Raw genomic sequence first — 23,738 nt, 5'->3', positions numbered from 1 at the left:
TTATAGCTGAAACAATAAACATCACAAAACAATGCCAATATCGCTTCAAGGATTAATTAAAGTTCCATGGTGTATTTGGTTTAACCCATAAATGCACTGTCACTTCATCACGGTCATGATAAAGATGCTTACATTGGATTTTAAAATCTTCGATTTCGTTTTCTTTTAAAATCTCAGCCATGGTATCGAGGATTTGTCTCACCTCTTTATAACGGCTTTTCATTGGTAGCTTAAGGTTAAAAATAGCTTCTTTAAACCAACCATTTATCGCCCATGCTTCCATAAGCTCTGCAACCCGTGAAGGCTTCTCAACCATGTCACACACCAGCCAATAGATGTTCTTTCGCGGTGGCTCAAAACGGAAACCATCAGCACGGTAGTGACGAACCTGACCTGTATCCATCAACTTTTGATCCATAGGACCATTATCAACAGCGGCGACAAACATACCGCGGCGAACGAGCTGATAGGTCCAACCGCCAGGACATGCCCCTAAATCAACAGAATGAAGACCTGAGCGACAGCGCTGTTCTTGTTCTTCTTTTGTTAAGAAGTGCCCAAATGCTTCGTCTAATTTCAAACTTGACCGGCTAGGTGCATCAGCCGCCATTTTAAGACGTGGGATCCCCATAAAATGAGGCGAGCTATTATTAGTCAGTGAGTAACCAACGTACGCTTGACCTGGTCCAACAAAACAAACGTGAATAATGGGTCTTTTGTCATTTTCTTGAGCAAGCAATGAGCCTGACTTTTTCAAACCTTGCCTTAGTGGCACGGTAAACTTACGACAAAAACCCGATAATTCCTTCGCTTCATTAGTATCCGGCGTTTCAACACGTAACTCCCCCGCTTTTGACACTTCCGCTAAAGCTGCAACAATTGGAGAGACACGGTCTGATTCTGGCAAATCTTTTAGTAAATCATTTGCCGCAAACATTTGTCGCGCGAACACCAAAGAGTTGAGCTCAATTCTTTTTGCGAGTTGTTCACCACCATCTTCTTCAAAGCTTTGGAAAATAACATAAGCATCATTGGTATTGGTTTTTACAAAACCACCAATATTCAATTCAGCTGCACGCTGTTGAATTTCTGCTGCGCAATCTTTCTCATAGCCTGCACGGCAGAATAAAAATAGGTTTTTCATGATGAACCTTTGGTGTCGATAACGAGACTGTACGTTCCATTAGAATAATGACGTCAGTGCTTGTGATTAAAAATAGTTTGCTGGGCTGCATTATACGCAAAATTCATAATTCTGTGTGAAATGAAACGAGAAATACAGAAACTAAAAAAGCAGCTAAAACGATGTTTCAGCTGCTTTTAATAAACTCACATGGCTTTTCAGTAGGTTAACTCATTAATCTTTCTGATACTTAGCAATGGCAACTGCAAATAATATCCAACCGATTAACATGCATCCCCCCCCCATTGGAGTTATTGGTCCGATCCACTTAGCCCCAGTAAAGGCATAAAGATACAATGAACCAGAAAACAATAAGATGCCGATAAAAAACAGATACCCAGCCCAATCAAGTAGCTTTGACGAGATCCAATGGCCTGCAAACGCAACAGCGATAATCGCAAAGGTATGATAAAAGTGATAATCAACGCCTAAGTTAAAAATGGCAATTAACTCAGGTGAGGCAATATTTTTTAATCCGTGTGCACCAAATGCGCCAAGCGCAACGGCTAAAAAACCATTTAGCGCTGCTAAAAGTAGTAAACCTTTTTTCATCATGATTGCCTTTAAATGATCAATTTATATGTGCATTAATGAAATGCTGACATTGTTGAATACAAGTTTGCAGATTAGCCTCTAATGTGGTCCCTGACGACTTCCGTGGTTTAAAACTATGATCGCCATCCTTAATCCACTGTATTTCAATCGATTTGTTTAAAGGCCATTGCGGGAGTTCTTCTTTACCGCCAAATTTGTCACGCTCCCCTTGCATAACTAATAACGGTACAGTGCAATCATTGACTGGTGCTAATCTAGGTTCTCCACCTTTTAATGGAACAAAAGGATAACCAAGGCAAATCACGCCTTTAATCAATTTAGCGATCTCTGAAAATTCAGGTACAAGTTCGACCTTCGCCATTTCAGCTAACTCTGGTGTCATCAATATGGCCGACATTCTGCCACCCATAGATTTCCCCATTAAAATAATATTCTCAACCGCTAAGGTTTGCTGTTTATTTTGCGCTATTACTTGCTGCAATACTTGTTGAAAATGATTGAGTAGTTTTGGCGCCCTATCTGGAGGTCTGCGTTTGCCATCTTGCATGTTGGCTTGCATATACAAAAAGTTAAAACGTAACACTTGAACGCCAGTTTGGCTCAGTCCAGTTGCCACAGCCTCCATAAACTCATGATGCATATTAGCGCCAGCACCATGAGCAAAAACCACTAAGGTTTTGCTCTGCTCACCTTGTAAAATATATTCTATTGCTTGACCATTGATTTCACTAGAGCACAACTTATCTGTCATTGATTGGGGTTCACTTATTGATGAATAATTGTTGAATGGTAAGTTGAGGCCTCTTAGCAACACTTTGCTTTAAACGCCTCATAGTTTCGTGCAGCTTAAGCACAGCAAGTAATAAATCACTTCTAGAAAGTAACGACTTATTTATCTAACCAGCTAATAGCTCACTGCGTGACTCTTCAGCAAACATATCTACCATCCATTCTCTGAAAGCTGCCACTTTTCCGAGTTCTGAGTGGCTCTGCTGACACACAAGGTAATAAGCATCTTTACTGACTAATACTTCCGAGAACGGACACACAAGTCGACCGGCTTTAATATCAGGCCTTGCCAATACGCTATACCCCAATGCCACACCTTGACCATGAGCCGCAGCTTGCAATACTAATGATGAATGGCTGAAGATAGGGCCAGAATTAACATTAATTTCACTAATCCCGCATTGTCTAAACCAAGCCTGCCAATCTTGACGACTTGAGTCGTGTAATAAGGTGTGATTTTTTAAATCGCTGGGTTTTTCAAGAGGCTTAGGACCGCTCAATAACAGCGGTGAACAAACAGGAATTAACACTTCATTACGGAGTTTATCTGCACGTAGCCCAGGCCAATTACCTTGACCATAATAAATCGCGACATCGACATCATCAGTCAATGAGTCGACCTCGCTATCTACAGCTTTAATTCGCACATCAATGTCTGGGTTTTTCTCACTAAACTTTGCAAGTCTTGGCACAAGCCATTGAATTGCAAAGCTTGGAGACATGCTTACCGTTAACGAACCAATCGCGCTTCTGGCTAATAGCCTATCGGTAGATTCGCCTAATTGGATAAAAATATCTTTGATATCGAGGAAGTAGCTTTGGCCTTCTTCAGTCAATAATAGCGAGCGATTTTTGCGTCGAAATAGTTTTAAGCCCAAAAAATCTTCTAGTGCTTTTATCTGGTGACTGACTGCTGCTTGCGTGACAAATAGCTCTTCTGCCGCTCGAGTAAAACTTAAGTGCCTCGCAGCAGCCTCGAATGCTTTGACTGCATTCAAAGGTGGCAATCTTCTCGACATAGTGATCAATCTCTCGTTTTTTAATTAGTTTTTCTAATGATTATCGTTATTTTTTGTCGTTTGTAAAGAACACTGTGTTCGTTTAAATTATAACCATTGAAATTTAGTGAGTTGGACAATCTCTACCAGGTAATAAGGGAGTGTCCGACAGTGTGATTTGTCACCTCGGAGGCGACCCTTTATGTTTAACTTAACAACGTTAGCAACAGCTGCTTTACTCTCTTCATGTGCATTTATGGCCACAGCAAATGATACCACAATTGATATCAGCGACCTTCAAGCATCAATTAATGCTGAACTTGAGCAAAGCATGAATGAAATGCAAAACAACATCGATGTTAACGTGAAAAACACGCTAACCGAAGAGAAAGAAGACAAAGCGACAATCAAAACGGCTGAAACACGTATTGCTGATTAATTTACTGTAAAAACCGTTTCAAAAAAACCGCATTAACCATTTTATTGGTAATGCGGTTTTTTTATATTCAATATTCACAGCTATTTCAGGTAAAAAAATAGCCACTAGAATTAATCTAATGGCTATTTAGCATTAACATAGTTTATTCGAATCGACGAATCAATTAAGGACGGTAAACCTTAACGTTAGTGTAGCCTTGCTCAGTTAAATACAGAGCTTGTAATTTACTCATCACACCACGATCGCAATACAATAGGTAAGTTTTTTCTTTACTTAAGTCTGCAAATTGAGTGGCTAGTTTGAAGAAAGGGATCTTCAATATTTCTGTATCAGCTATTTTTAGCGGATTTTGCTCTTCTTCATCTTGAGCACGAATATCAATAACCACTTCGTCATTATCGATTGCAGCGACTGTTTCAGTTTCACTTACCGTTGTTTCGACCTTTTCTGCAATTTGCTTGATATCAATCACGACAGCGTCATTAACGACTCTATCGACAAGATCTTCTGAAAACTTCAATTCTTCAGCTTCAATTTTAGATAAAATGGCTTTCACTGTTGGTTTCTGTGAAATCACACCACAATATTCAGGAATAGCTTTAGCAAAATCTTCTGTGCCAATTTTACGGCTTTCATTAATGATATCTTGCTTATCCATGGTGATCAGTGGACGCAGAATCAATAAATCGGTGCAACGGTCGATTACATTGAGGTTAGTCAAGGTTTGACTTGAAACTTGACCGAGACTTTCACCTGTAACTAGTGCTTGAATACCGTACTTCTCTGCAATTTTAGTGGCCGCACGCATCATCACACGCTTTAAAATAACGCCCATTTGACCATTATCGATTTTCTCAAGGATCTCTTCTACAACTGGCTCAAAAGGCACTGTAATAAAGCGAACTTTATGAGATTCTCCATACTTTTGCCATAAGTGGTAAGCAACTTGTTTAACGCCAATCTCATGTTGAGCGCCACCTAAGTTAAAGAAACAGTAATGTGTACGTGCGCCCTTTTTGATAAACTGATAGCTAGAAACACCAGAATCAAAACCACCCGAAATAAGTGATAACACATCTTCTTGAGTGGCCATAGGGAAGCCACCTAGACCTTCAATACGACGTACAACCATGTATAGCTTTTCATGATCAATCTCAAGATTCACTGTCATATCAGGATTTTTTAACTTCACGCCAACAGCGTCAGTGTGCTGGTTTAAACCACCACCGACATAACGTTCGACTTCAATTGAATTGAAATCATGTTTACCTGTTCGCTTAACACGTACACAGAAGGTTTTACCTGCTAGTTCATCTTTATATACAGGCAAAACTTGCTGGTAAATGTCATCAATTGACTCAAATGAGTATTCATCAACTTGAATCACATGAGCAATACCAGGGATACATTCTAATCTAGCTGAAATCGCATCAATTCTTGCTTGTTCATCGCTCGCTACATGGATCATGATACGATCCCATTGGCGTTGCACTTTTACATCATCATCAACTTTTTTAAGTACATTGCGAATGTTTGTTTCAAGGATTTTAGTAAAACGCATTCTCACCGTTTTACTTTTCATCATGATTTCTGGGTATAGCTTTACGATAAACTTCATTGGATTTCCGCGGGCTTCTGTTTCGGTATTACCTTACTAGCAAACTAAACCAATGATATAAAACAAAAATATATCAAAATTTAATATGTAAAAAGGCTTAAAAATGATGGCTAGAAAAGCAACCAGCCATTAAAGGCGGGATTATAACAAAAATTGTCTATTTACCAAACACAATAAATCACCAGATTTGAGCACAGGCTTATTGATTTATCAGGCTTCAGGCTAATAAAAAAGCCGCAGTAATAACAGAATTAATCTGATACTAAAACGGCTTGATAACTCACCATAAAAACAATAATCAAAACAACAAACTTAACAAAAACGCCACTGATGATAATCCTACCATAGGTTATTATTAAGCCATTGTATGTCGCTAAAAACTTTGGTTAAAAAACTATGGTACAAAAAACCTATGGCGCAAAATCTATGGCGACATAACCTCAATTTCATCTGACTCTTTAGCTTTACCTTGCTCAATGGCAATTTCCACTCGACGATTACGACTGCGATTTTGGTTAGAGTCATTGGGTACTAACGGGGCGTTGGATGCCATACCAACCACTTGCATTCTCGCTTCATCAAACCCTTTCACTTTTGCTAGCTCATGGGCGACAGCAACAGCACGTTTACTAGACAAGTCCCAGTTAGAGCTATAAAGCTCATTACTAATATGCATTCCGTCAGTATGCCCCGAAACCGTGACAATACCAGGGACATCTTTTAATAACTCACCAATTGAACGAACCACAGGCTTAAAACGAGGCTGTAGAAAACCAGATCCCGAAGCAAAGGAGCCTTTTTCACGAATTCGAATAATAATTTGCTGACCTAATGATTCAATTTCTATGGCACCATCAACAATCTCTTCATTGAGCTTTTCAGCCATCTTCTTAACTTGATCGTTAATATTCTCTTGTTCTGATGAAGCTTGAGATTGCTGAGCTTGAGCTTGTTGCTGCGCAGTAGCAGAAGAATTGCCGCCTCGGTTTTCACCTTGTTGCTTTTGAACGCCGCCAGCACTGGCATCTTCACCTGCTTGATACTCAATCGTTTGTTGAGTCATCTCGTTGGTTTGTTGGTTAATAATTTCAATCGGAGTAGGATCGGGCTTGCCTGGGCGAAACTCCAGCGCAATCACAGAGGTACCTTTGGGAATATCTTTCACTTCGACTTTATTTTGCACCCCGAAGGCGTATTTCATTGAACCGGCAATTTGCTTAAACTTCATCACATCCATTTCGGAAAAAGCCAATAACAGTACAAAGAAACACATTAGCAGCGACATTAAATCAGCAAATGTCGCTAGCCATAAAGGTGCGCCAGGTGGCGGACAATTACACTTGGCTTTTTTGGCCATGAGTTACTCTCCGTCCGTGGTATCAATTTGACGTTGTTTTTCAGCTAAGTAGTTTTTCAAAAATCCTTCAATTACACGTGGATTCTGACCATCTTGAATCGCTAATACAGCATCCATGATTAAATTACGATTGAGGAGTTCTTCACTCATTCTTAACTGCAATTTATCCGCGATTGGAATAGCAATCATGTTGGCAATGATTGCACCGTAAAGTGTGGTTAATAATGCCACTGCCATTGATGGCCCAATAGATTTCGGGTCATCCATATTTGATAACATGGCAACCAAACCAATCAAGGTACCGATCATCCCCATTGCAGGTGCTACATCACCTAAAGATTTAAAAATGCCGATACCGGTTTTATGACGTTCTTCGGTCAAGGCTATGTCTTTTTCTAAGGCTTCTCGTACGACATCGCCATCGTGACCATCAACCAACATATCAACTGCTTTTTGCATAAAACTGTTGGTGATTTGCGCTTCTTCTAAAGCTAAGAAACCACCTTTACGAGCGGCATCTGCCATATTGACTGATTGCTCGATGAGATCTTCTGGCTTGTCAATTTTGAACATAAAAGCTTTAGCACCAATTTTAACAGCGCCAAGAAACTGCTTTAAATTGTACTTCATCATGACCACAAACAATGAACCGATAAATACGATCATAATCGACGGCACATCAACAAAGATGGAAATACCACCACTGCTGACCATTGACCCAATAATAAATGCAAATGCGCCTATCAAACCGATTAGGGTTGCTAAATCCACAATGTCTCCTTGATTGCAGTCTTAAAATGCTGCCTTAGCTGATAAATCACTACCAACGCAGCACTTATCTTTTCAGTATCAATGTAACACCCTGTGCAACAGGGATAATAGTTCAAATATCAAAAAACACTGAAAAAACAGCATTCGATTATAAAATAACGGCCAGTGCTAAAAAATTCATCAATTATTAGGTCACTATTTACGAGTGGGCCATCAATTAAATGAATGCGAATGAAGGAAACTGGCTTTCGTTATAGTTATCGGTCAAACTTAGCCCAAGTTTAGAGATTTTTTACTAATTGTATAAATTTTCAGTCTTAAAGCGTGCTATTGAGCAAATAAACAACGACTGAATTTGACCCTTAGGTCGCCCTGATATACCTTGTCATCCGCAAATCAGAAGGAATCATAATTGTGGCTAAAAAACCTGAGAATCTAAGTTTTGAAGAATCGTTATCGGAGCTTGAAAACATCGTCGCAGATCTTGAGCAAGGTGAAGTCACACTAGACAATGCCCTCAAACAATTCGAGCGCGGAATTAAGCTTGTACGTCAAAGCCAATCTAAGCTTGAACAAGCCCAACAAAAAGTATCTATCCTACTTGATGAAGATGATACGAATCTGACCCCATTTACCGTTGAAGGCGAATAAGCGTGTTAGACCAAGCTATTGAAAAATATCAACAACGTGTCAATCGAGTTCTTGAAGCAAAACTAAATGAACTTGATGACAATGCTCCCCAATTAAAAGCTGCGATGATTCATGGTGCTTTACTTGGCGGCAAGCGTATTCGTCCATTTATGGTATACAGTATCGGTGAAATGCTTGGTGCTGATAGTCGCATACTCGATAATGCCGCAGCGGCCATTGAGTGCGTCCATGCTTACTCATTAATCCATGACGATTTACCCGCTATGGATGATGATGCGCTTCGCCGTGGCCAACCAACGGTACATATTGCTTTTGATGAAGCAACGGCGATATTAGCAGGTGATGCACTACAAACACTGGCATTTGAGCTCATTTGTCAGCCAGTCGAAGGGATCAATCCACAGCAACAATTGGCAATGGTAACGGCACTAGCTAAAGCCTCAGGCTATAGTGGTATGTGTGGCGGACAAGCAATTGATCTGAGTTCGACAGATACACGTATTAATATTGAACAGCTGACCCAATTACATAACAAAAAAACTGGTGCGTTAATAAGTTGCGCCGCAGAATTAGCGTTAATTGCTGCTAATACCTCTGACACAGAGCAGCAAATCATCAGAGAATTCGCCGAAAATATTGGTTTAGCTTTTCAAGTTCAAGATGACATTTTAGATATCACTGCCAGCACCGAAGAGCTTGGTAAACCACAAGGCAGTGACGAAGAAGCCAACAAAAGCACTTTTCCGAGCTTACTTGGACTTGACGGTGCTAATGAATGCGCCGAAAAACTAATTAACGATGCACTTTCAGCGCTGGCTAAATTGACCTACAATAGCCAGTTAATTGCAGACTTCGCCCGCTATATCATTGCGCGAAGATTATAAAAGAGACAGTTTATCTCATTATGAGTTTCGATAATTCTCAATTTCCAGTGTTAGCACAAGCTAATACGCCTGAAGATTTAAAAAAGCTACCGCAAGGTATGCTGCCACAGCTGTCTGATGAGTTAAGACAATTCTTACTAAAATCAGTAAGTAATTCCAGTGGCCATTTTGCATCAGGCTTAGGCACAGTCGAATTGACCGTGGCGCTTCATTACGTCTATAACACGCCATTCGATCGTTTAGTTTGGGACGTTGGTCATCAAGCTTACCCGCACAAAATTTTAACTGGTCGTCGTGAACAAATGCATACTATTCGTCAAAAGAATGGTTTGCATCCGTTCCCATGGCGTGAAGAAAGTGAATACGATACGTTCAGTGTTGGTCACTCAGGTACGTCAGTTAGCGCTGCTTTAGCGATGGCAGTTGCAGCTGAAAAAGAACAAAAAGATCGTAAAGTTGTTGCCGTTATTGGTGATGGTGCTATGACAGGCGGCATGGTATTTGAAGCCATGAACCACGCTGGTGATTTACACAATGACATGTTAGTTGTGTTAAATGACAACGAGATGTCAATTTCTGAAAACGTCGGTGCACTCAATAACCACCTGGCACAATTAATGTCGGGCCGCTTTTACACCACGATCCGTGAAGGCAGTAAAAAAGTCCTCAAAGGTATGCCGGTCATTAAAGAAATGGCAAAGCGCACCGAAGAGCATCTTAAAGGCATGGTTGTGCCTGGTACACTATTCGAAGAACTTGGATTCAACTACATCGGCCCTATCGATGGTCATGATGTAGATTCGTTAGTCGAAACATTGCGCAATATGCGCGACCTTAAAGGTCCACAAATTCTTCATATCATGACCAAGAAAGGTCGTGGTTATGAACCTGCAGAAAAAGATCCTATCGGCTGGCATGCGGTCCCTAAATTTGATCACACTCAATTTAGAAAGCCTAAAGCGAAACCAAGCTCACCAACCTTCTCGCAAGTGTTTGGTAAATGGTTATGCGATGTTGCCAAAGAAGATGAGAAGCTTTTAGCGATTACGCCTGCAATGCGTGAAGGTTCAGGAATGGTTGAGTTTTCGCAAAAATTCCCTAAACAGTACTTTGATGCCGCCATTGCAGAACAACATGCTGTCACCCTCGGGGCTGGTTTTGCGTGTGAAGGGTTCAATGCGGTTGTGGCAATTTACTCAACCTTCTTACAACGTGGCTACGATCAAATCATTCATGACGTCGCCTTACAAAAACTGCCAGTACTATTTGCCATAGACCGCGGTGGTATTGTGGGTGCCGATGGTCCTACACACCAAGGTGCATTTGACTTAAGTTTTTTACGTTGCGTACCTAATATGGTCATAATGGCACCATCTGACGAAGATGAGTGCCGCCAAATGCTTTATACAGGTTATTGCTATAAAGACGGTCCTACCGCGGTTCGATACCCTCGTGGGAGTGCTACTGGCATTGAGCAAACTGAAGTTATGACTGCTCTGCCAATTGGTAAAGGCTTGATAAAACGTCAAGGCAAACGAATTGCCATTGTTAATTTTGGTACGACATTGGCCGCAGGTTTAGAATCTGGCGAAGCACTTGACGCTACCGTTGCTGATATGCGCTTTGTTAAGCCACTCGATGAAGCTTTACTGGCTGAATTGGCCACTAGCCATGATGTGATCGTGACATTAGAAGAAAACGCCATTATGGGCGGTGCTGGTAGCGGTGTTATTGAAGCGTTGCAAAAAATGAAAATCATTAAGCCTGTTTTACAAATTGGTTTACCTGATGAATTCATTAAGCACGGCGCACCCGATGAGATAATTAAAGAATTAAAACTCGATGGTGAAGGTGTACTCGCTCAAATCAATGCCTATTTAGATTAACGTACTCCTTGTTTAATTGCCTCATCTGTTAAACGGTTGAAGCGAGTATTTGATTTAAATGGCGATAAAAAGACATAAAAAAGGACTGCAATTGCAGTCCTTTTTTTATGATACTTAATCGCTATTTTAAAGCTTGAATAGTCTCTTAGTGTGAGTCTATTCGTTTGAATATCTGCGCTTGAGTATCTGTACTTAAGTATCTATGCTCGAGTATCTATGCTTGAGTATCTACGCTTGGGCCACCTTGAGAAACCATAACCATAGCTGGACGGAGTAAGCGTGAATTTAAGGTATAACCCTTCTGCATAACCAACATGACAGTGTCTTTTGGATATTCTGCGCTAGGTTGCATACCAATTGCTTGGTGATGTTCAGGGTTAAATGCTTCGCCGATTGGGTTAACTTGTACCACTCCGAATTTCTCTACTGAACCTAAGAAACCTTTCATGGTTAATTCAACACCTTCAACGATAGCTTTAGTCGCTTCATCTTCAGGATTAACACCTGTTAACGCACGCTCCATGTTGTCCAACACAGGTAGCAGTTCGTTTACAAACTTCTCTAAAGCGAATGCACGTGCTTTTTCAACATCTTTAGCCGCGCGAGTACGGATATTTGCTGTTTCTGCTGCCGCACGAATTTCTACATCTTTACGTTCAGCTAATGCTGTTTCAGATGCCGCAAGTTGTTGTTCTAACTCTTCAATTCTAAGGTTAGCTTGAGTTAACTCATCAACTTCTTGTGTTGCTTCAGTTTCAACTTCTGTTTCGATTTCAGTGGTTTCAGCTGCATCAATAACGTCTTGATCTGCTTTATTTGACTCGTTGCTCATTTTCACTCCAGCTAAAAATGCTTTGTTTCTGATTACTATGGGCATATTATGGGGATCAATTTCTTTGTTTCAAGCCTTTGAGCAAATCAAATACTAATATGACCAAAAAGTTCCAAACAATTGGCCTAATCGGCAAACCACACCACAAGGGTACAAACCTCACTTTGAAGCGTTTGCATCATTGGTTGTCGATGCAAGGTTTCGATATTTTAGCCGAAGAACGTGTCGCTTCAGAACTGAAAGTCGACATTGAATCGGTTGATTTAACAGAATTAGGTGAGCGTTGCGATTTAGCCATTGTGGTAGGCGGCGACGGAAATATGCTTGGAGCTGCCAGAGTATTAGCTAGGTTTGATATTGCAGTGATTGGTGTAAACCGTGGCAACTTAGGTTTTTTAACTGATTTACCTCCAGATAACTTCGAAGCGTCGTTGTCGAAGGTGTTAGACGGACAATATGACACTGAGTACCGTTTTTTGCTTGAAGCCGAAGTCCATCGCCATGGCATGCTCAAATCAAGTAATACCGCTGTCAATGAGGCCGTATTGCATCCAGGTAAAGTGGCGCACATGATCCAGTTTGAGGTCTATATTGATGATCAATTCATGTATAGTCAGCGGGCTGACGGCATGATTGTCTCAACGCCTACAGGCTCGACCGCTTACTCATTATCTGCTGGCGGCTCAATTCTCACCCCTAACCTGCAAGCATTAATTTTAGTGCCAATGTTTCCACACACCTTATCTTGTCGCCCTATTGTTGTGGATGCAAGCAGTACAATTAAGTTAGTCGTCTCGCCCGATAATGGCGAAAACCTTGAAGTAAGTTGTGATGGGCATGTGCATTTATCTGTATTGCCTGGTGATGAGATTTTAATAAGCCGCAGTGAAGACAGGCTTAGAATGATTCATCCTAAGGGGCATAATTACTTTAATGTGTTAAGAGCTAAATTGGGCTGGGGCAGTAAGTTATTTTAAGGTGCTGAAATATTGATGCGCGCAGAAGGCGCATCAATATCCCCCTGTGTTAACAGATTTAATTTGCTGTTAAGCAAGCGAGCAATTGCTCGGTAAGGGTTGTTTCATCTAATGCAGATAGCGAAATTATCTCGATGCGAGAATCCATCGCATCATCCAGTTCCATCACTGATAATTTGCCATCAGACATATTAAAACCCGCAATCCCTTCTTCTGTGATCATCACAGCCTTAATACGTACTACATTCTGTGCAATTAATTGATTAATGAAACTAATAAGCTTATCAAATTCAAAGCATAAACTAGGTTCAAAAATCCAACCAATACTAAATGCTCCCTCACCTTGATTAGATTTAACCCAATAACCACCTTGATTAAACTCGACAGGCTTTGGTAATGGCTCTGATGAAGAAACAGGCTTAAATATTGAAGCTGAACCTTGTGTTAATGACGTGCTTTTGCCCAAGTTAGTAGATTGCTTAATTGGTGTTGTCGATTTAGCGCGAGGTAAAAGTGGCTTATCAATCTCATTTAATAACAATTTAATCGCGCTTTCTGCATTAGCGCTAATTAGTATCGATTCTTGGTTAACTCGGCCAATTAGTGCCGATAAGCTTTCATACTCTTGTGCTTGATATAAATCAGCTTTACTTGCATAAACTATATCAGCAATGCGTAGCTGCTGATTAAAATTTTCATTATCACGATAAGCTTCAATGAGCACTTTACGTGCATCAACCACACATACCGTTTGATTGACCGATAGTACTTGGCGGTTATATTCGTTGGTTAATACTTTTAAAATCTCAGCTGGATGCCCTAAACCTGTAGGCTCGATAAAAAGTCTGTCAGGTTTGGCTTTTTGAATCAGTTGGTTAATAGCAACTTGAGTCGGGATCCCAGCAGCACAGCACAAACAACCACCAGCAACTTCTTTAATCACCACTTGCTCGGATGAGTGAGTGCCAGCCATAAGACTGGCATCAATACCAATTTCACCAAACTCATTAACTAATATGGCCCATGTTTCATTTTCAGGTTTTAACTTGAGTAAAGACAAAATAAGGCTAGTTTTACCTGCGCCTAAAAAACCCGTAATTACATTTGTTTTGATAGTCTTGAGGATCACCCAACATTTCCTTGTTCAATTAGTACTTAAAAAAGCCGTAATGATCACTTAGCTTTTTTAGCATATTTACCTTGTCGACTTGGTTTGGCTTTATCATTGCCACGATGACCATTTGGTCTTTTATGTTTAAAAGATTTCTTTGGCTTAATCGCTTCAACTTCACGGTATCTGGCTGGTAAAGGAGCGCCAGCTTCATAGCCAGGCTGAACATGGACTTCTATTTGGCATTGAATTAACGATTCAATATCACTTAATAATTCCATTTCATTTTGAGCTACTAACGAAATTGCCTGTCCAGCAAGTCCTGCTCGCCCTGTTCGACCAATTCGGTGAACATAATCTTCAGGCTCTGGCGGTAACTCAAAGTTAATCACCAAAGGTAAAGCCTCAATATCTAGGCCTCGAGCAGCAAGATCGGTAGCAATCATGACACGCAGTTTACCGCTTTTAAATTCTTCTAACGCTCTATTTCGTGCTCCCTGAGTTTTATCGCCATGAAACACTGCAGCTTTAATACCGTCTAATTTCAACTCTTTAAGAAGGTGTTCCGCAGTTTCTTTCATACTGGTAAACACCATTACTTGTTGCCAATTATTTCGGCCAATCAGTTCTGATAACAACTCTGCTTTACGTCGTTTGTCCACTTGAAATACCGATTGAGAAACCGTATCGGCAGTGGCTTGATTTGACACATGCACAAACTCAGGCGACTTAAGCATTTTTGCCGCTAAGCTTTTGACATCTTCTGAATAGGTCGCTGAAAACATCATGGTTTGATGTTGGCGATTGACTAAACGTTTTACCTTCTCTATGTCTTTGACAAAACCAAGATCAAGCATCCTGTCAGCTTCATCAATCACTAAATGAGTGACAAAAGATAAATCCAAATCGTACTGGCCAATAATGTCAAATAATCTACCAGGCGTAGCAACGAGAATGTCTACCCCTTTATTTAACGCTTTACGTTGGGGGTTAATGCTCGCCCCGCCATATACTGCGACGCTCTCAAACGGTAAAAATTGAGCGTAATCAACAATGTTACGCTCAATTTGGATTGCTAACTCTCGTGTTGGCGTCATAATTAACACACGGAGTCTTTGCCAAGCAGTTTTAGTCTCTTGTTGCTCAATTTGTTGCGACAACAATGATAATAATGGCAACGAAAACGCAGCGGTCTTACCTGTACCTGTTTGAGCACTTGCTAAAACATCTTTACCTTCAATCACAAGTGGCATCACAACCTGCTGTACTGGCGTCATTTTGTCGTAGCCGCACGCCTTAACCGCATCTAAAATAGGCTGTGAAAAGCCAACAGAATCAAAAGTCATATTTTTCTCTAATCTACACAAGTAATAATGGCGCTATTGTAGCGGCTCAATGACATTTAAGCGATGTATTCAAGGCTGGATCAGTCCCTTTCACTATTAAATACACAAAATTCAATAAATACTGTTTTTAAGTGCAAAGTAACAGTTTGTATCTTGTGGTTTTTTTTGTTGATTTACCTAGACCAATTAAGCAACATAACCGCAACAAAAACAAAACACAAAAAGGCCCACAATGAAATTGATGTACCCGTTGTTATTTGCATTGACCTTATCTGCATGTGGTGGAAGCTCAGATTCAAGCACAACCGATCCAGTAGAACCTGTCGATCCCAATCCACCTGTAGAAGAAAAAGAGCTTCAAGCTGATATTTGTTACATCATGTCGACATCGCTAGGTGACATTACACTTGCTATCGATACAACAAACACACCGATCACTGGCGAAAATTTTAAAACCTATGTTGAAGAAGAGTTCTACAATGGCACAATTTTTCACCGTGTAATTCATAACTTTGTTTCGCAAGGTGGTGGCTTCACATCAGGATTAGTCGCAAAACCAACTAATGATCCCATTGAGTTAGAAAGTAACGTCGGCTTATCGAATGCTCGCGGCACCATTGCAATGGCAAGAACCAACGTGGCAAATTCAGCAACATCGCAGTTTTATATTAACGCGCTAGATAATACACAGCTGGATTACAGTTCAAGTACAAGCCCTGGTTATGCTGTTTTCGGTCAAGTTGTACAAGGAATGGAAGTCGTTGATCAAATCAATATCACTGATACTAATAGTAGTGATGTGCCGACGACGGATATCGTCATCAACACAGTAACTGAAACCACTTGTCCTCAAGTTTAACGACCTGAATGATAGCGGGTATATTCTAGTTTTATCGCTAACGGTTTCTCTTATTTAAATGCTGATAACGCTTTTAGTTATCAGCATTTTTTTTAGTGGATAATGTGCTCAATATCTCGCAAAAAACTAAAATAAGCGCCAAATCCCCATTTCGTATTAAAACTACAAAATGACAAAAATTTAGTATCAATATATGATTTTCATCACAAACCACAGTGCATTTGGTTGTTACTTTAACGACAGAAAAGAATTTTAACTTTATTAATTTCAAGCGTTGAAGAGGTTTATTATGGCGACTAAATTTTTCATTCCAAGTGTAAATGTTCTCGGTCAAGGTGGTGTTGATGAAGCAATTAATGACATTAAAACATTAGGCTTCAAACGTGCTCTGATAGTCACTGATACGCCATTAGTTAACATTGGTTTAGTAGATAAGGTCGCTGCTAAACTCATCGATAATGGCATTACAGTATTCATCTTTGATGGCGTACAACCTAACCCAACAGTGAGCAATGTTGAAGCCGGTTTAGCCATGCTAAATGCACATGAATGTGATTTTGTTATTTCATTAGGTGGCGGTTCACCGCACGACTGCGCCAAAGGTATTGCATTGGTCGCAACCAACGGCGGCAGTATTAGTGACTATGAAGGTCTGGATGTATCAACTCGTCCACAATTACCTTTAGTTGCTATCAATACAACAGCCGGTACGGCCAGTGAAATGACGCGCTTTTGTATCATTACTGACGAAACTCGTCACATTAAAATGGCTATCGTCGACAAAAACACGACACCAATTTTATCAGTAAATGATCCTGAGCTTATGATTGAAAAGCCGGCGGCATTGACTGCCGCTACTGGTATGGATGCACTAACGCACGCAATTGAAGCATACGTTTCAATCGCTGCCACTCCCATTACCGATGCTTGCGCGATTAAAGCAATCGAGTTAATTAAAGCCAATTTAGTCAATGCGGTAGAGCAAGGCGATAATATTGACGCTCGTGAACAAATGGCATACGCGCAATTCTTAGCGGGTATGGCATTTAATAATGCAAGCCTTGGGTATGTCCATGCAATGGCGCATCAACTTGGTGGTTTTTACGACCTACCTCATGGGGTTTGTAATGCATTGTTACTGCCTCATGTTCAGGCTTACAACGCAAAAGTGGTTCCAGGTAAGTTAAAAGACATCGCTAAAGCAATGGGGGTAGATGTTGCTCAACTATCCGATGAACAAGGTGCTGAGTCTGCAATTGAAGCAATTAAAGCGTTATCTGTTGCAGTGAATATACCTGCTAACTTAACCGAGTTAGGTGTGAACCCTGAAGACATTCCAGTCTTAGCTGACAATGCGTTAAAAGATGCATGCGGATTGACTAACCCGCAACAAGCAACACACGCAGAAATTTGCGAAATTTTTACCAACGCTCTATAAGTTAATAAGTACCTAATCAGCATAAGCTGACTCATTGTCTTACATGATGTGTTAAGAAAGACAGAAATTGTACTGCGGCAAGCTAATTTGGTTGCAGCAGTACGATTTTCATTCAAGTATCGAGCTACAACAACTGGCAAGTTTGGTATACCTGCTTGGCAGTAATTCACGCATGTGCTTATAGGCAAACTATCAATATTTAGCGTAAAAAAATAAAGTACCAACTACAGATAAAAACACATAAACAACTGTTTAATATATACTTTTAATTACCATCATTTAAGAACTGTTAACTGGCTCTAACTTCTATAAATAACCATTGACCAAAGTTAAATTAGCAGTCTATGATGAATTACATTCTTAAAAAAGTAGGTAAGCTATGACAGCAATCACTCATGTGTATAACTACACAGTAAGATGTCCTCATTACAAAGAAAATGAAAAACCAGCAAGCTGGTTAAATCATGTCGAAATTAACCAATCTAGTGAAATCGCACTAAATAGAATTACTAAGTGGCACTGTGAGCCAGGCTCAAAAGCATTCGAAAATGGTGAGTTTGTGGTTAGAAAATCTGACACTGACGATACCTACTATGCAATGCAAAGTAACCGCATGTTAAATAACGCCCACTCACTGGTGACGTTTAAAATATTCTTAGACCAATGCTGCCAAGATGCGGATCCCGAAAAAATTGTAGCTCACCTTGTTGAAGATTATAACGGCCGACTGGCTAAAGCTCAGTAAATCAGTCATAACAACTTAATAAAGCACAATTGTTTTCCAAAATCTCCACTGACTCGTATATCGTTCTAAATGGAAAACAGTCATATCAACCCGACAATACGTTGTGATTGTCGGTGTTGTTTTAACTGTAATTAACTTTCCAACTCCGCGCCCATTTTGTGATCGACTCTTCGTTTTTGGTAACAGCATTGATATGCGATCACAGTTTATCGATCAAAATCTGACGAACTCCCCTGTATTACTATATAAACACTGCTCAAATTTCTATTTTAATATCAGAACACAGTGAACTTACCGGCTCAGTCAATTGAACTTAGTCTCACTGAAAACAAGTGATTTAAAACGCTTTTACAATTAGCCCCGCTTTATCAAACTTATGTTTACATTATAAAGATTAAGACGAGTAGATAAAGTTCAATATGGCCAAGCTATTCGATTTCTGCCATTAACCAAATTAACAAGTGAGCTAATTGGCGTTCATATAACGCCCCAAATAGAAATTAACTGAATTTTTAAACTTACCTTTATAGGAGCATCATCAGATGCAAGCAGTTCCAAATATCGTCATTATTGGTGGCGGCGCAGGTGGTATGGAAATCGCCACAAAACTTGGTCATAAAGTTGGCAGAAAAGGCAAAGCAAAAGTCACATTAATTGATTGCGCCGAAAGCCATGTGTGGAAGCCGTTATTGCACGAAGTGGCAACTGGCGCCTTAGATATTGGCCTAGATGCAATCAGCTATCGAGGCCACGCATCAGCCCATGGTTATCATTTCCAGCAAGGTGCGATGATTGATATTAATCGAGACGAAAAACAGATTGTTTTGGCGCCAATTAATGACGAAGAAGGTCAAGAGCTGTTACCAGCGCGCCATATTCCATATGATTATGCCGTAATCGCAATTGGTAGTGTTGCAAACGACTTCAATATACCTGGCGTTAAAGAACACAGTTTATTCCTAGATAACACTGAACAAGCCATGTCTATTCGTAAAATATTACTGAATAAATTCATGCGCTACGCAAGCCACCATCAACTTGATGAAAAAATCAAAATTGCTGTCGTTGGCGCTGGTGCTACAGGTGTGGAAATGTCAGCGGAAATGCACCATGCAGTTGAACAGCTAAGTGGCTTTGGCTATAAAATTGATACTAGCTTGCTTGAAGTGACCTTAATTGAAGCTGATGAACGTATTTTACCAAAAGTCGATAAGGTAGAGATTTCAAATTCAGTTACCCGTGAGCTGAAACAGCTTGGCGTAAACGTGATGACAAATACGCGTATCACACAAGTAACCCCTGAGGGTTTATCAACAACTGAAGGCAACTTAATTCCTTCAGACATGGTTATTTGGTCTACTGGTGTAAAAGCGCCTGACTTCCTGAACAATATTGGTGGCCTTGAAAGCAACCATATCAATCAGGTGATGGTAAAGCAGAACATGCAAACGACGCTAGATGACCATATTTTCTCAATTGGAGACTGTGCAGCTTGCCCACAAGAAGATGGCAGCTGGGTACCGCCTAGAGGTCAATCAGCAAGACAAATGGCGTTAATGACAGCCGATAACATTATATTAATGCTTGAAGGCAAAGCACCTAAGAATGAATATGTGTATAAAGATTTAGGCTCTTTGGTGAATTTATCTAAGTTTCATACTGTCGGTAATTTAATGTCATTCATGGGCGGTGGTGTATTAGTGGAAGGTAAAATTGCCCGATTCGTTTACACTTCTTTATATCGTCGTCACTTGATTGAATTACACGGTGTAGTTAAAGGGACATTAATGATGTTGGCTAAAGGCATTGGTCGCATCATTCATCCACATTTAAAACTACATTAAAGGCAGGTAAGCCCTTTTAGGCTTTTAATGCGTTTTAGCAAAAGCCCATTTCAATATTGAAATGGGCTTTTTTGTTTTAAGCCTTACGCAGCATTCGCTCTGATCCCATGTGGCACAGGCAAACCACGTTCATTGATATTCACAAAAACAACTTTATCAACCACCGCAATAGGCGCGTTTGTTGATTGATTTCTTGCTTTACAGCGAAGTGTTATAGAGCTTTGACCTAAGCTAATAATTTCCATTCCAAACTCAACTACATCACCCAAGCTTGCTGAGCACATAAAATTAATTTCCGACACTAGCTTGGGCATCAATAATTTACTGTGCATTTCACATCGAGCATAAAGAGACGTTTCTTCATTTAGCCACTTCATCAACTGGCCACTACATAATTTCTTATCTGAATTTAAATCAACTAATTTGACAATATGACGGCCTAAATATTCCATGATATTGATCCTTTTATAGAGAATACCCCTAAAGAGGTAGCAACATTGATACCACTAAGGTAAATAATTGAAATATAAGGAGTAGAACAAAATAAACTTAACCCAAAAGAGATGGTTTGCGCTACAAATGAGCATAACATGAGTAAGATTGCACGATAAAAGCGCAACGATAGTCGCTCGCTACGCTTCGTCTTTGATTGGCAATATTTTAGATAAACTACTTAGTGAGAGCCTGAGGCAAACATGCTTTAAGTGCTTTAACAAACGTCAGTATGTCTTGTCGGCTAATATCTTTATGGGTCACAAAGCGAAGAGAATAACTAGAACTGATTAATATCCCTTGTTGTGCGAGTAACAAGGTTAAATGCTTTACATCAAAGCGTTTATCTAACGTCGCAAAAACCATATTAGTCTGCACTTGTGAAATATCTACGTTAAGCTCAGGCATCTCAAGTAAATGTTGCGCGAGTAAAGCTGCGTTATCGTGATCTTCTGCTAATCTATCAACCTGATCGGTAATCGCAAGTTCTGCGGCGGCTGCGATTATCCCAGCCTGACGCATACCACCACCTAACATTTTACGCCATCGAATTGCTTTATTAATTAATCGCTCATCGCCTAACAATATTGATCCAATTGGCGCCGATAACCCCTTTGATAAACAAATAGAAACAGAATCAAAATATTGGGTAATATCACTTATCGCTACATTTTGAGCCACTGCAGCATTGGCAACTCTAGCACCATCAAGGTGAATTTTTAAATTATGATTAAACGCTAACGCTTGGGCATCAGCCAAATATTGTTGCGGTAGGACTTTTCCCCCAATCGTGTTTTCAATGCTCAGCAAGCGAGTTCTGGCAAAGTGCACATCATCGGGTTTAATTGCTGCTTCAATATCCGTTAATAAGATACTGCCATCAGCTTGATTATTTAGCGGTTGCGGTTGAATACTCCCCAGTACGGCAGCCCCACCACCCTCAAATTTGTAATTATGAGCCTGCTGACCACAAAGGTATTCATCGCCTCGGTCACAATGGCTTATCAAGGCCAGTAAATTGGCTTGAGTGCCTGAACTAACAAACAAGGCACTGTCAAAGCCGAATCGCTCAGCGGCCATGTCTTGCAAACGATTCACCGTCGGGTCATCGCCATAAACATCATCGCCGACTTCAGCATTCGCCATTGCCGCTCGCATCGCATCGGTAGGTTTTGTGACTGTATCACTACGAAAATCTATCATGTTTGTTCTCATCAACATCAAGCTTGTAATAAGCAGCTAAATTAAAGGCATTCATTCTACCTTAATTAATCATGCCTTCATTATTTAATGTCACACCATTTGAACCAATTCAGCCTATGTTGATTAAATTTGTCACAAAAAAAACCAGCAACAAGTGCTGGTTTTTTAAAAGAGTTACCGACTTATTTGGCAGGCATCTCTTTTAAGTGAAGATCCATTTGTGGGTATGGAATTTCAATATTCGCTGCATCAAGTGCATTTTTAATTTGTTCAAGTAGTTCGAACTTAGCACCCCAATAATCTGGTGTCTTTACCCAAGGACGTACAACAAAGTTAATTGAAGAATCAGCAAGCTCAGCCAGTGCGATTGTGTACGCAGGATCTTTTAAGACATAGGCATTGTTGTCTAACACTTCAGTTAATATTTTCTTGGTTTGAGCAATATCAGCACCGTAGCCAACACCAATAACCATATCGATACGACGTTTTTCTTGTGCAGAATAGTTGGTAATTGTGCCATTCATCATTGCTGAGTTAGGAGCAACAATCACCTTGTTATCAGGCGTTAAAAGACGTGTTGAAAAGATAGTGATTTCATCAATCGTACCAGAGACACCTGCCGCATCAACGTAATCGCCTACGCGACATGGACGAAATACAACCATAAGCACGCCAGAAGCAAAGTTTGATAATGAACCTTGAAGCGCTAAACCTACCGCTAAACCAGCCGCACCTAATACAGCAACCAATGACGCTGTTTGCACGCCAATTTGGCCTAAAGTGGCGATAATGGTAAATACAAAAACAACGCCCCAGACTAAGTTACCGACAAAAGAGGCAACTGTTTCATCAATTTTACGGCTTAGCATCATCTTAGTGGTTAAGTTCTTAGCCACGTTTGATAAGTACTTACCGATAATAAAGATAACAATTGCCATGACCACTTTCAGTCCGTAAGTGACAATAAATTCTGGCGCTTGTTGCATTAAGCCTTCAATATTTTCCATTGTTTAACTCCCTAAATATAAATTATTTTGTACTTTTACTATTTAATAAAATGTCTACTCGTCTATTTAATTGACGTGATTCTTTAGATAAATTATCAGTCATAGGCTGACTGCTGCCCTTGCCTAACACTTCTATAAATTCTGTATTAACGCCATACTCTTTACTTAGTAATGACTTCACTGCTTTAGCCCGTGCTAAAGACAAGGCGTTATTAAACTGTTCTGATCCAATATTGTCTGTGTGCCCTACCAACAACACCTTTGCGGAATGCCTAATCTCAGGTAAAAATGCCTGTAAAGAAGCTCTCTGCGTTTGCGATAAGTCTGCATCAGCAAATTCAAAGAATAGCCGCATTGGAGATTCAATAGCTGAAACTGAATAACGTTGCACATCAGCAACACCTGCAGCTTTTTCATCGATGACATTCGTTTCACTTGATAACAAAGTAAGGTCCTGGCAGCCATTGGCTAAAACAACCGCATCAGCGGGTGTATCAGGACATGCATCTTTTTTATCTGGTACGCCGTCTTTATCGGTATCAACCCACGCCGAACAAGGTAAACTCAAACTTAATAAGCAAGCTAAGACAAATACTTTGTAAAACATCTTGCCTCCACGCTTATAAATCCAAGATTAGGCATGCGAAAACAGCACATGTTACTAACACGTAAATCAAACAATTGAATATCTAATTAAGACAAACAGATCCAAAGAGTTACATTTTATCTTCTTGTTAACAGATTGCAAAGCAA

At 40.2% G+C, this 23,738-nt stretch carries 23 protein-coding genes; 9 read left to right on the top strand and 14 right to left on the bottom strand.

All coding sequences use genetic code 11. The features are described 5' to 3' along the window. Positions 1 to 52 precede the first annotated feature (52 nt). The 4 genes from rlmM to AB4128_RS11885 all read right to left on the bottom strand — a co-directional run bounded on the left by rlmM (position 53) and on the right by AB4128_RS11885 (position 3,546). A complete protein-coding gene (gene rlmM / locus AB4128_RS11900) occupies positions 53 to 1,144 on the bottom strand; it encodes a 23S rRNA (cytidine(2498)-2'-O)-methyltransferase RlmM (protein ID WP_055024976.1) in 1,092 nt (363 codons plus the stop codon). A gap of 213 nt (positions 1,145 to 1,357) precedes the next feature. Beyond that, the gene (locus AB4128_RS11895; RefSeq protein WP_055024977.1) at positions 1,358 to 1,735 is read right to left on the bottom strand and encodes a DUF423 domain-containing protein; all 378 of its coding nucleotides are present in this window, start codon (positions 1,733 to 1,735) and stop codon (positions 1,358 to 1,360) included. Between the two features lie 19 nt (positions 1,736 to 1,754). Next, a complete protein-coding gene (locus tag AB4128_RS11890) occupies positions 1,755 to 2,489 on the bottom strand; it encodes an alpha/beta family hydrolase (RefSeq protein WP_372037762.1) in 735 nt (244 codons plus the stop codon). Between the two features lie 145 nt (positions 2,490 to 2,634). After that, positions 2,635 to 3,546 carry a transcriptional regulator GcvA gene (locus AB4128_RS11885; RefSeq protein WP_055024979.1) on the bottom strand — a complete coding sequence of 304 codons (912 nt, stop codon included), beginning with the start codon at positions 3,544 to 3,546 and terminating at the stop codon, positions 2,635 to 2,637. A 181-nt stretch (positions 3,547 to 3,727) separates the two neighbouring features. On the opposite strand from AB4128_RS11885, the gene AB4128_RS11880 reads away from it, so the two are divergent. Beyond that, positions 3,728 to 3,964 (top strand): hypothetical protein, encoded by a 237-nt coding sequence (locus AB4128_RS11880; protein ID WP_055024980.1) that lies wholly within the window; start codon positions 3,728 to 3,730, stop codon positions 3,962 to 3,964. 163 nt (positions 3,965 to 4,127) lie between these two features. On the opposite strand, the gene thiI is transcribed toward AB4128_RS11880, so the two are convergent. The 3 genes from thiI to pomA form a co-directional block, all read right to left on the bottom strand. Continuing rightward, on the bottom strand, positions 4,128 to 5,582 hold the full coding sequence (gene thiI, locus AB4128_RS11875; RefSeq protein WP_119968977.1) for a tRNA uracil 4-sulfurtransferase ThiI: 1,455 nt from the start codon (positions 5,580 to 5,582) through the stop codon (positions 4,128 to 4,130). A 424-nt stretch (positions 5,583 to 6,006) separates the two neighbouring features. Next, positions 6,007 to 6,939, bottom strand: coding sequence for a flagellar motor protein MotB (locus AB4128_RS11870; RefSeq protein WP_055024982.1), 933 nt, complete (start codon positions 6,937 to 6,939; stop codon positions 6,007 to 6,009). A 3-nt stretch (positions 6,940 to 6,942) separates the two neighbouring features. Next, on the bottom strand, positions 6,943 to 7,710 hold the full coding sequence (pomA, locus tag AB4128_RS11865) for a flagellar motor protein PomA (protein ID WP_055024983.1): 768 nt from the start codon (positions 7,708 to 7,710) through the stop codon (positions 6,943 to 6,945). A gap of 414 nt (positions 7,711 to 8,124) precedes the next feature. On the opposite strand from pomA, the gene xseB reads away from it, so the two are divergent. Genes xseB through dxs form a run of 3 tightly spaced genes read left to right on the top strand, consistent with a single transcriptional unit; the run spans position 8,125 to position 11,131 of the window. Continuing rightward, on the top strand, positions 8,125 to 8,361 hold the full coding sequence (gene xseB, locus AB4128_RS11860; protein ID WP_055024984.1) for an exodeoxyribonuclease VII small subunit: 237 nt from the start codon (positions 8,125 to 8,127) through the stop codon (positions 8,359 to 8,361). A 2-nt stretch (positions 8,362 to 8,363) separates the two neighbouring features. Next, positions 8,364 to 9,245, top strand: coding sequence for a (2E,6E)-farnesyl diphosphate synthase (gene ispA / locus AB4128_RS11855; protein ID WP_372037761.1), 882 nt, complete (start codon positions 8,364 to 8,366; stop codon positions 9,243 to 9,245). 20 nt (positions 9,246 to 9,265) lie between these two features. Beyond that, positions 9,266 to 11,131, top strand: coding sequence for a 1-deoxy-D-xylulose-5-phosphate synthase (gene dxs, locus AB4128_RS11850; RefSeq protein WP_372037760.1), 1,866 nt, complete (start codon positions 9,266 to 9,268; stop codon positions 11,129 to 11,131). Between the two features lie 214 nt (positions 11,132 to 11,345). Here dxs and grpE read toward each other — a convergent pair whose 3' ends face one another. Then, positions 11,346 to 11,963, bottom strand: a complete 618-nt coding sequence (grpE, locus tag AB4128_RS11845) for a nucleotide exchange factor GrpE (RefSeq protein ID WP_372037759.1) — start codon at positions 11,961 to 11,963, stop codon at positions 11,346 to 11,348. Positions 11,964 to 12,061: 98 nt separating this feature from the next. Between grpE and nadK the strand changes: the two genes are divergently transcribed. Further along, positions 12,062 to 12,940: an NAD(+) kinase gene (gene nadK / locus AB4128_RS11840; RefSeq protein ID WP_055024988.1), complete on the top strand. Its 879-nt coding sequence runs from the start codon at positions 12,062 to 12,064 to the stop codon at positions 12,938 to 12,940. A gap of 58 nt (positions 12,941 to 12,998) precedes the next feature. Here nadK and AB4128_RS11835 read toward each other — a convergent pair whose 3' ends face one another. Together AB4128_RS11835 and AB4128_RS11830 are read right to left on the bottom strand one after the other, a co-directional pair. Then, entirely contained in the window at positions 12,999 to 14,069 is a 1,071-nt protein-coding gene (locus AB4128_RS11835) for a GTP-binding protein (RefSeq protein WP_372037757.1), read from the bottom strand. 44 nt (positions 14,070 to 14,113) lie between these two features. After that, positions 14,114 to 15,397, bottom strand: coding sequence for a DEAD/DEAH box helicase (locus tag AB4128_RS11830; protein WP_119968982.1), 1,284 nt, complete (start codon positions 15,395 to 15,397; stop codon positions 14,114 to 14,116). A gap of 232 nt (positions 15,398 to 15,629) precedes the next feature. Here AB4128_RS11830 and AB4128_RS11825 point away from each other — a divergent pair, with 232 nt between their 5' ends. The 4 genes from AB4128_RS11825 to AB4128_RS11810 all read left to right on the top strand — a co-directional run bounded on the left by AB4128_RS11825 (position 15,630) and on the right by AB4128_RS11810 (position 20,283). After that, positions 15,630 to 16,256 carry a peptidylprolyl isomerase gene (locus AB4128_RS11825; protein ID WP_192021304.1) on the top strand — a complete coding sequence of 209 codons (627 nt, stop codon included), beginning with the start codon at positions 15,630 to 15,632 and terminating at the stop codon, positions 16,254 to 16,256. A 289-nt stretch (positions 16,257 to 16,545) separates the two neighbouring features. Further along, positions 16,546 to 17,694 carry an L-threonine dehydrogenase gene (gene yiaY, locus AB4128_RS11820; protein WP_119968983.1) on the top strand — a complete coding sequence of 383 codons (1,149 nt, stop codon included), beginning with the start codon at positions 16,546 to 16,548 and terminating at the stop codon, positions 17,692 to 17,694. Positions 17,695 to 18,073: 379 nt separating this feature from the next. Further along, positions 18,074 to 18,439: a hypothetical protein gene (locus AB4128_RS11815; RefSeq protein ID WP_055024993.1), complete on the top strand. Its 366-nt coding sequence runs from the start codon at positions 18,074 to 18,076 to the stop codon at positions 18,437 to 18,439. Between the two features lie 542 nt (positions 18,440 to 18,981). Continuing rightward, positions 18,982 to 20,283 carry an NAD(P)/FAD-dependent oxidoreductase gene (locus AB4128_RS11810; RefSeq protein WP_055024994.1) on the top strand — a complete coding sequence of 434 codons (1,302 nt, stop codon included), beginning with the start codon at positions 18,982 to 18,984 and terminating at the stop codon, positions 20,281 to 20,283. Between the two features lie 83 nt (positions 20,284 to 20,366). Here the strand turns inward: AB4128_RS11810 and AB4128_RS11805 are convergent, their stop codons facing one another. The 4 genes from AB4128_RS11805 to AB4128_RS11790 all read right to left on the bottom strand — a co-directional run bounded on the left by AB4128_RS11805 (position 20,367) and on the right by AB4128_RS11790 (position 23,592). Continuing rightward, on the bottom strand, positions 20,367 to 20,735 hold the full coding sequence (locus AB4128_RS11805; RefSeq protein WP_055024995.1) for a hotdog domain-containing protein: 369 nt from the start codon (positions 20,733 to 20,735) through the stop codon (positions 20,367 to 20,369). 217 nt (positions 20,736 to 20,952) lie between these two features. After that, the gene (gene ltaE, locus AB4128_RS11800; protein ID WP_327272452.1) at positions 20,953 to 21,990 is read right to left on the bottom strand and encodes a low-specificity L-threonine aldolase; all 1,038 of its coding nucleotides are present in this window, start codon (positions 21,988 to 21,990) and stop codon (positions 20,953 to 20,955) included. A gap of 170 nt (positions 21,991 to 22,160) precedes the next feature. Then, the gene (locus tag AB4128_RS11795) at positions 22,161 to 22,985 is read right to left on the bottom strand and encodes a mechanosensitive ion channel family protein (protein WP_055024997.1); all 825 of its coding nucleotides are present in this window, start codon (positions 22,983 to 22,985) and stop codon (positions 22,161 to 22,163) included. A gap of 22 nt (positions 22,986 to 23,007) precedes the next feature. Continuing rightward, a complete protein-coding gene (locus AB4128_RS11790; protein WP_372037756.1) occupies positions 23,008 to 23,592 on the bottom strand; it encodes an OmpA family protein in 585 nt (194 codons plus the stop codon). Positions 23,593 to 23,738 lie beyond the last annotated feature (146 nt).

The sequence above is a fragment of the Shewanella sp. 10N.286.52.A9 genome (assembly GCF_041468985.1).
Taxonomy (GTDB): domain Bacteria; phylum Pseudomonadota; class Gammaproteobacteria; order Enterobacterales; family Shewanellaceae; genus Shewanella; species Shewanella japonica.
The sequence above is the reverse complement of the archived record's forward strand: the minus strand, read 5'-3'. Positions and strand labels throughout refer to the sequence as shown.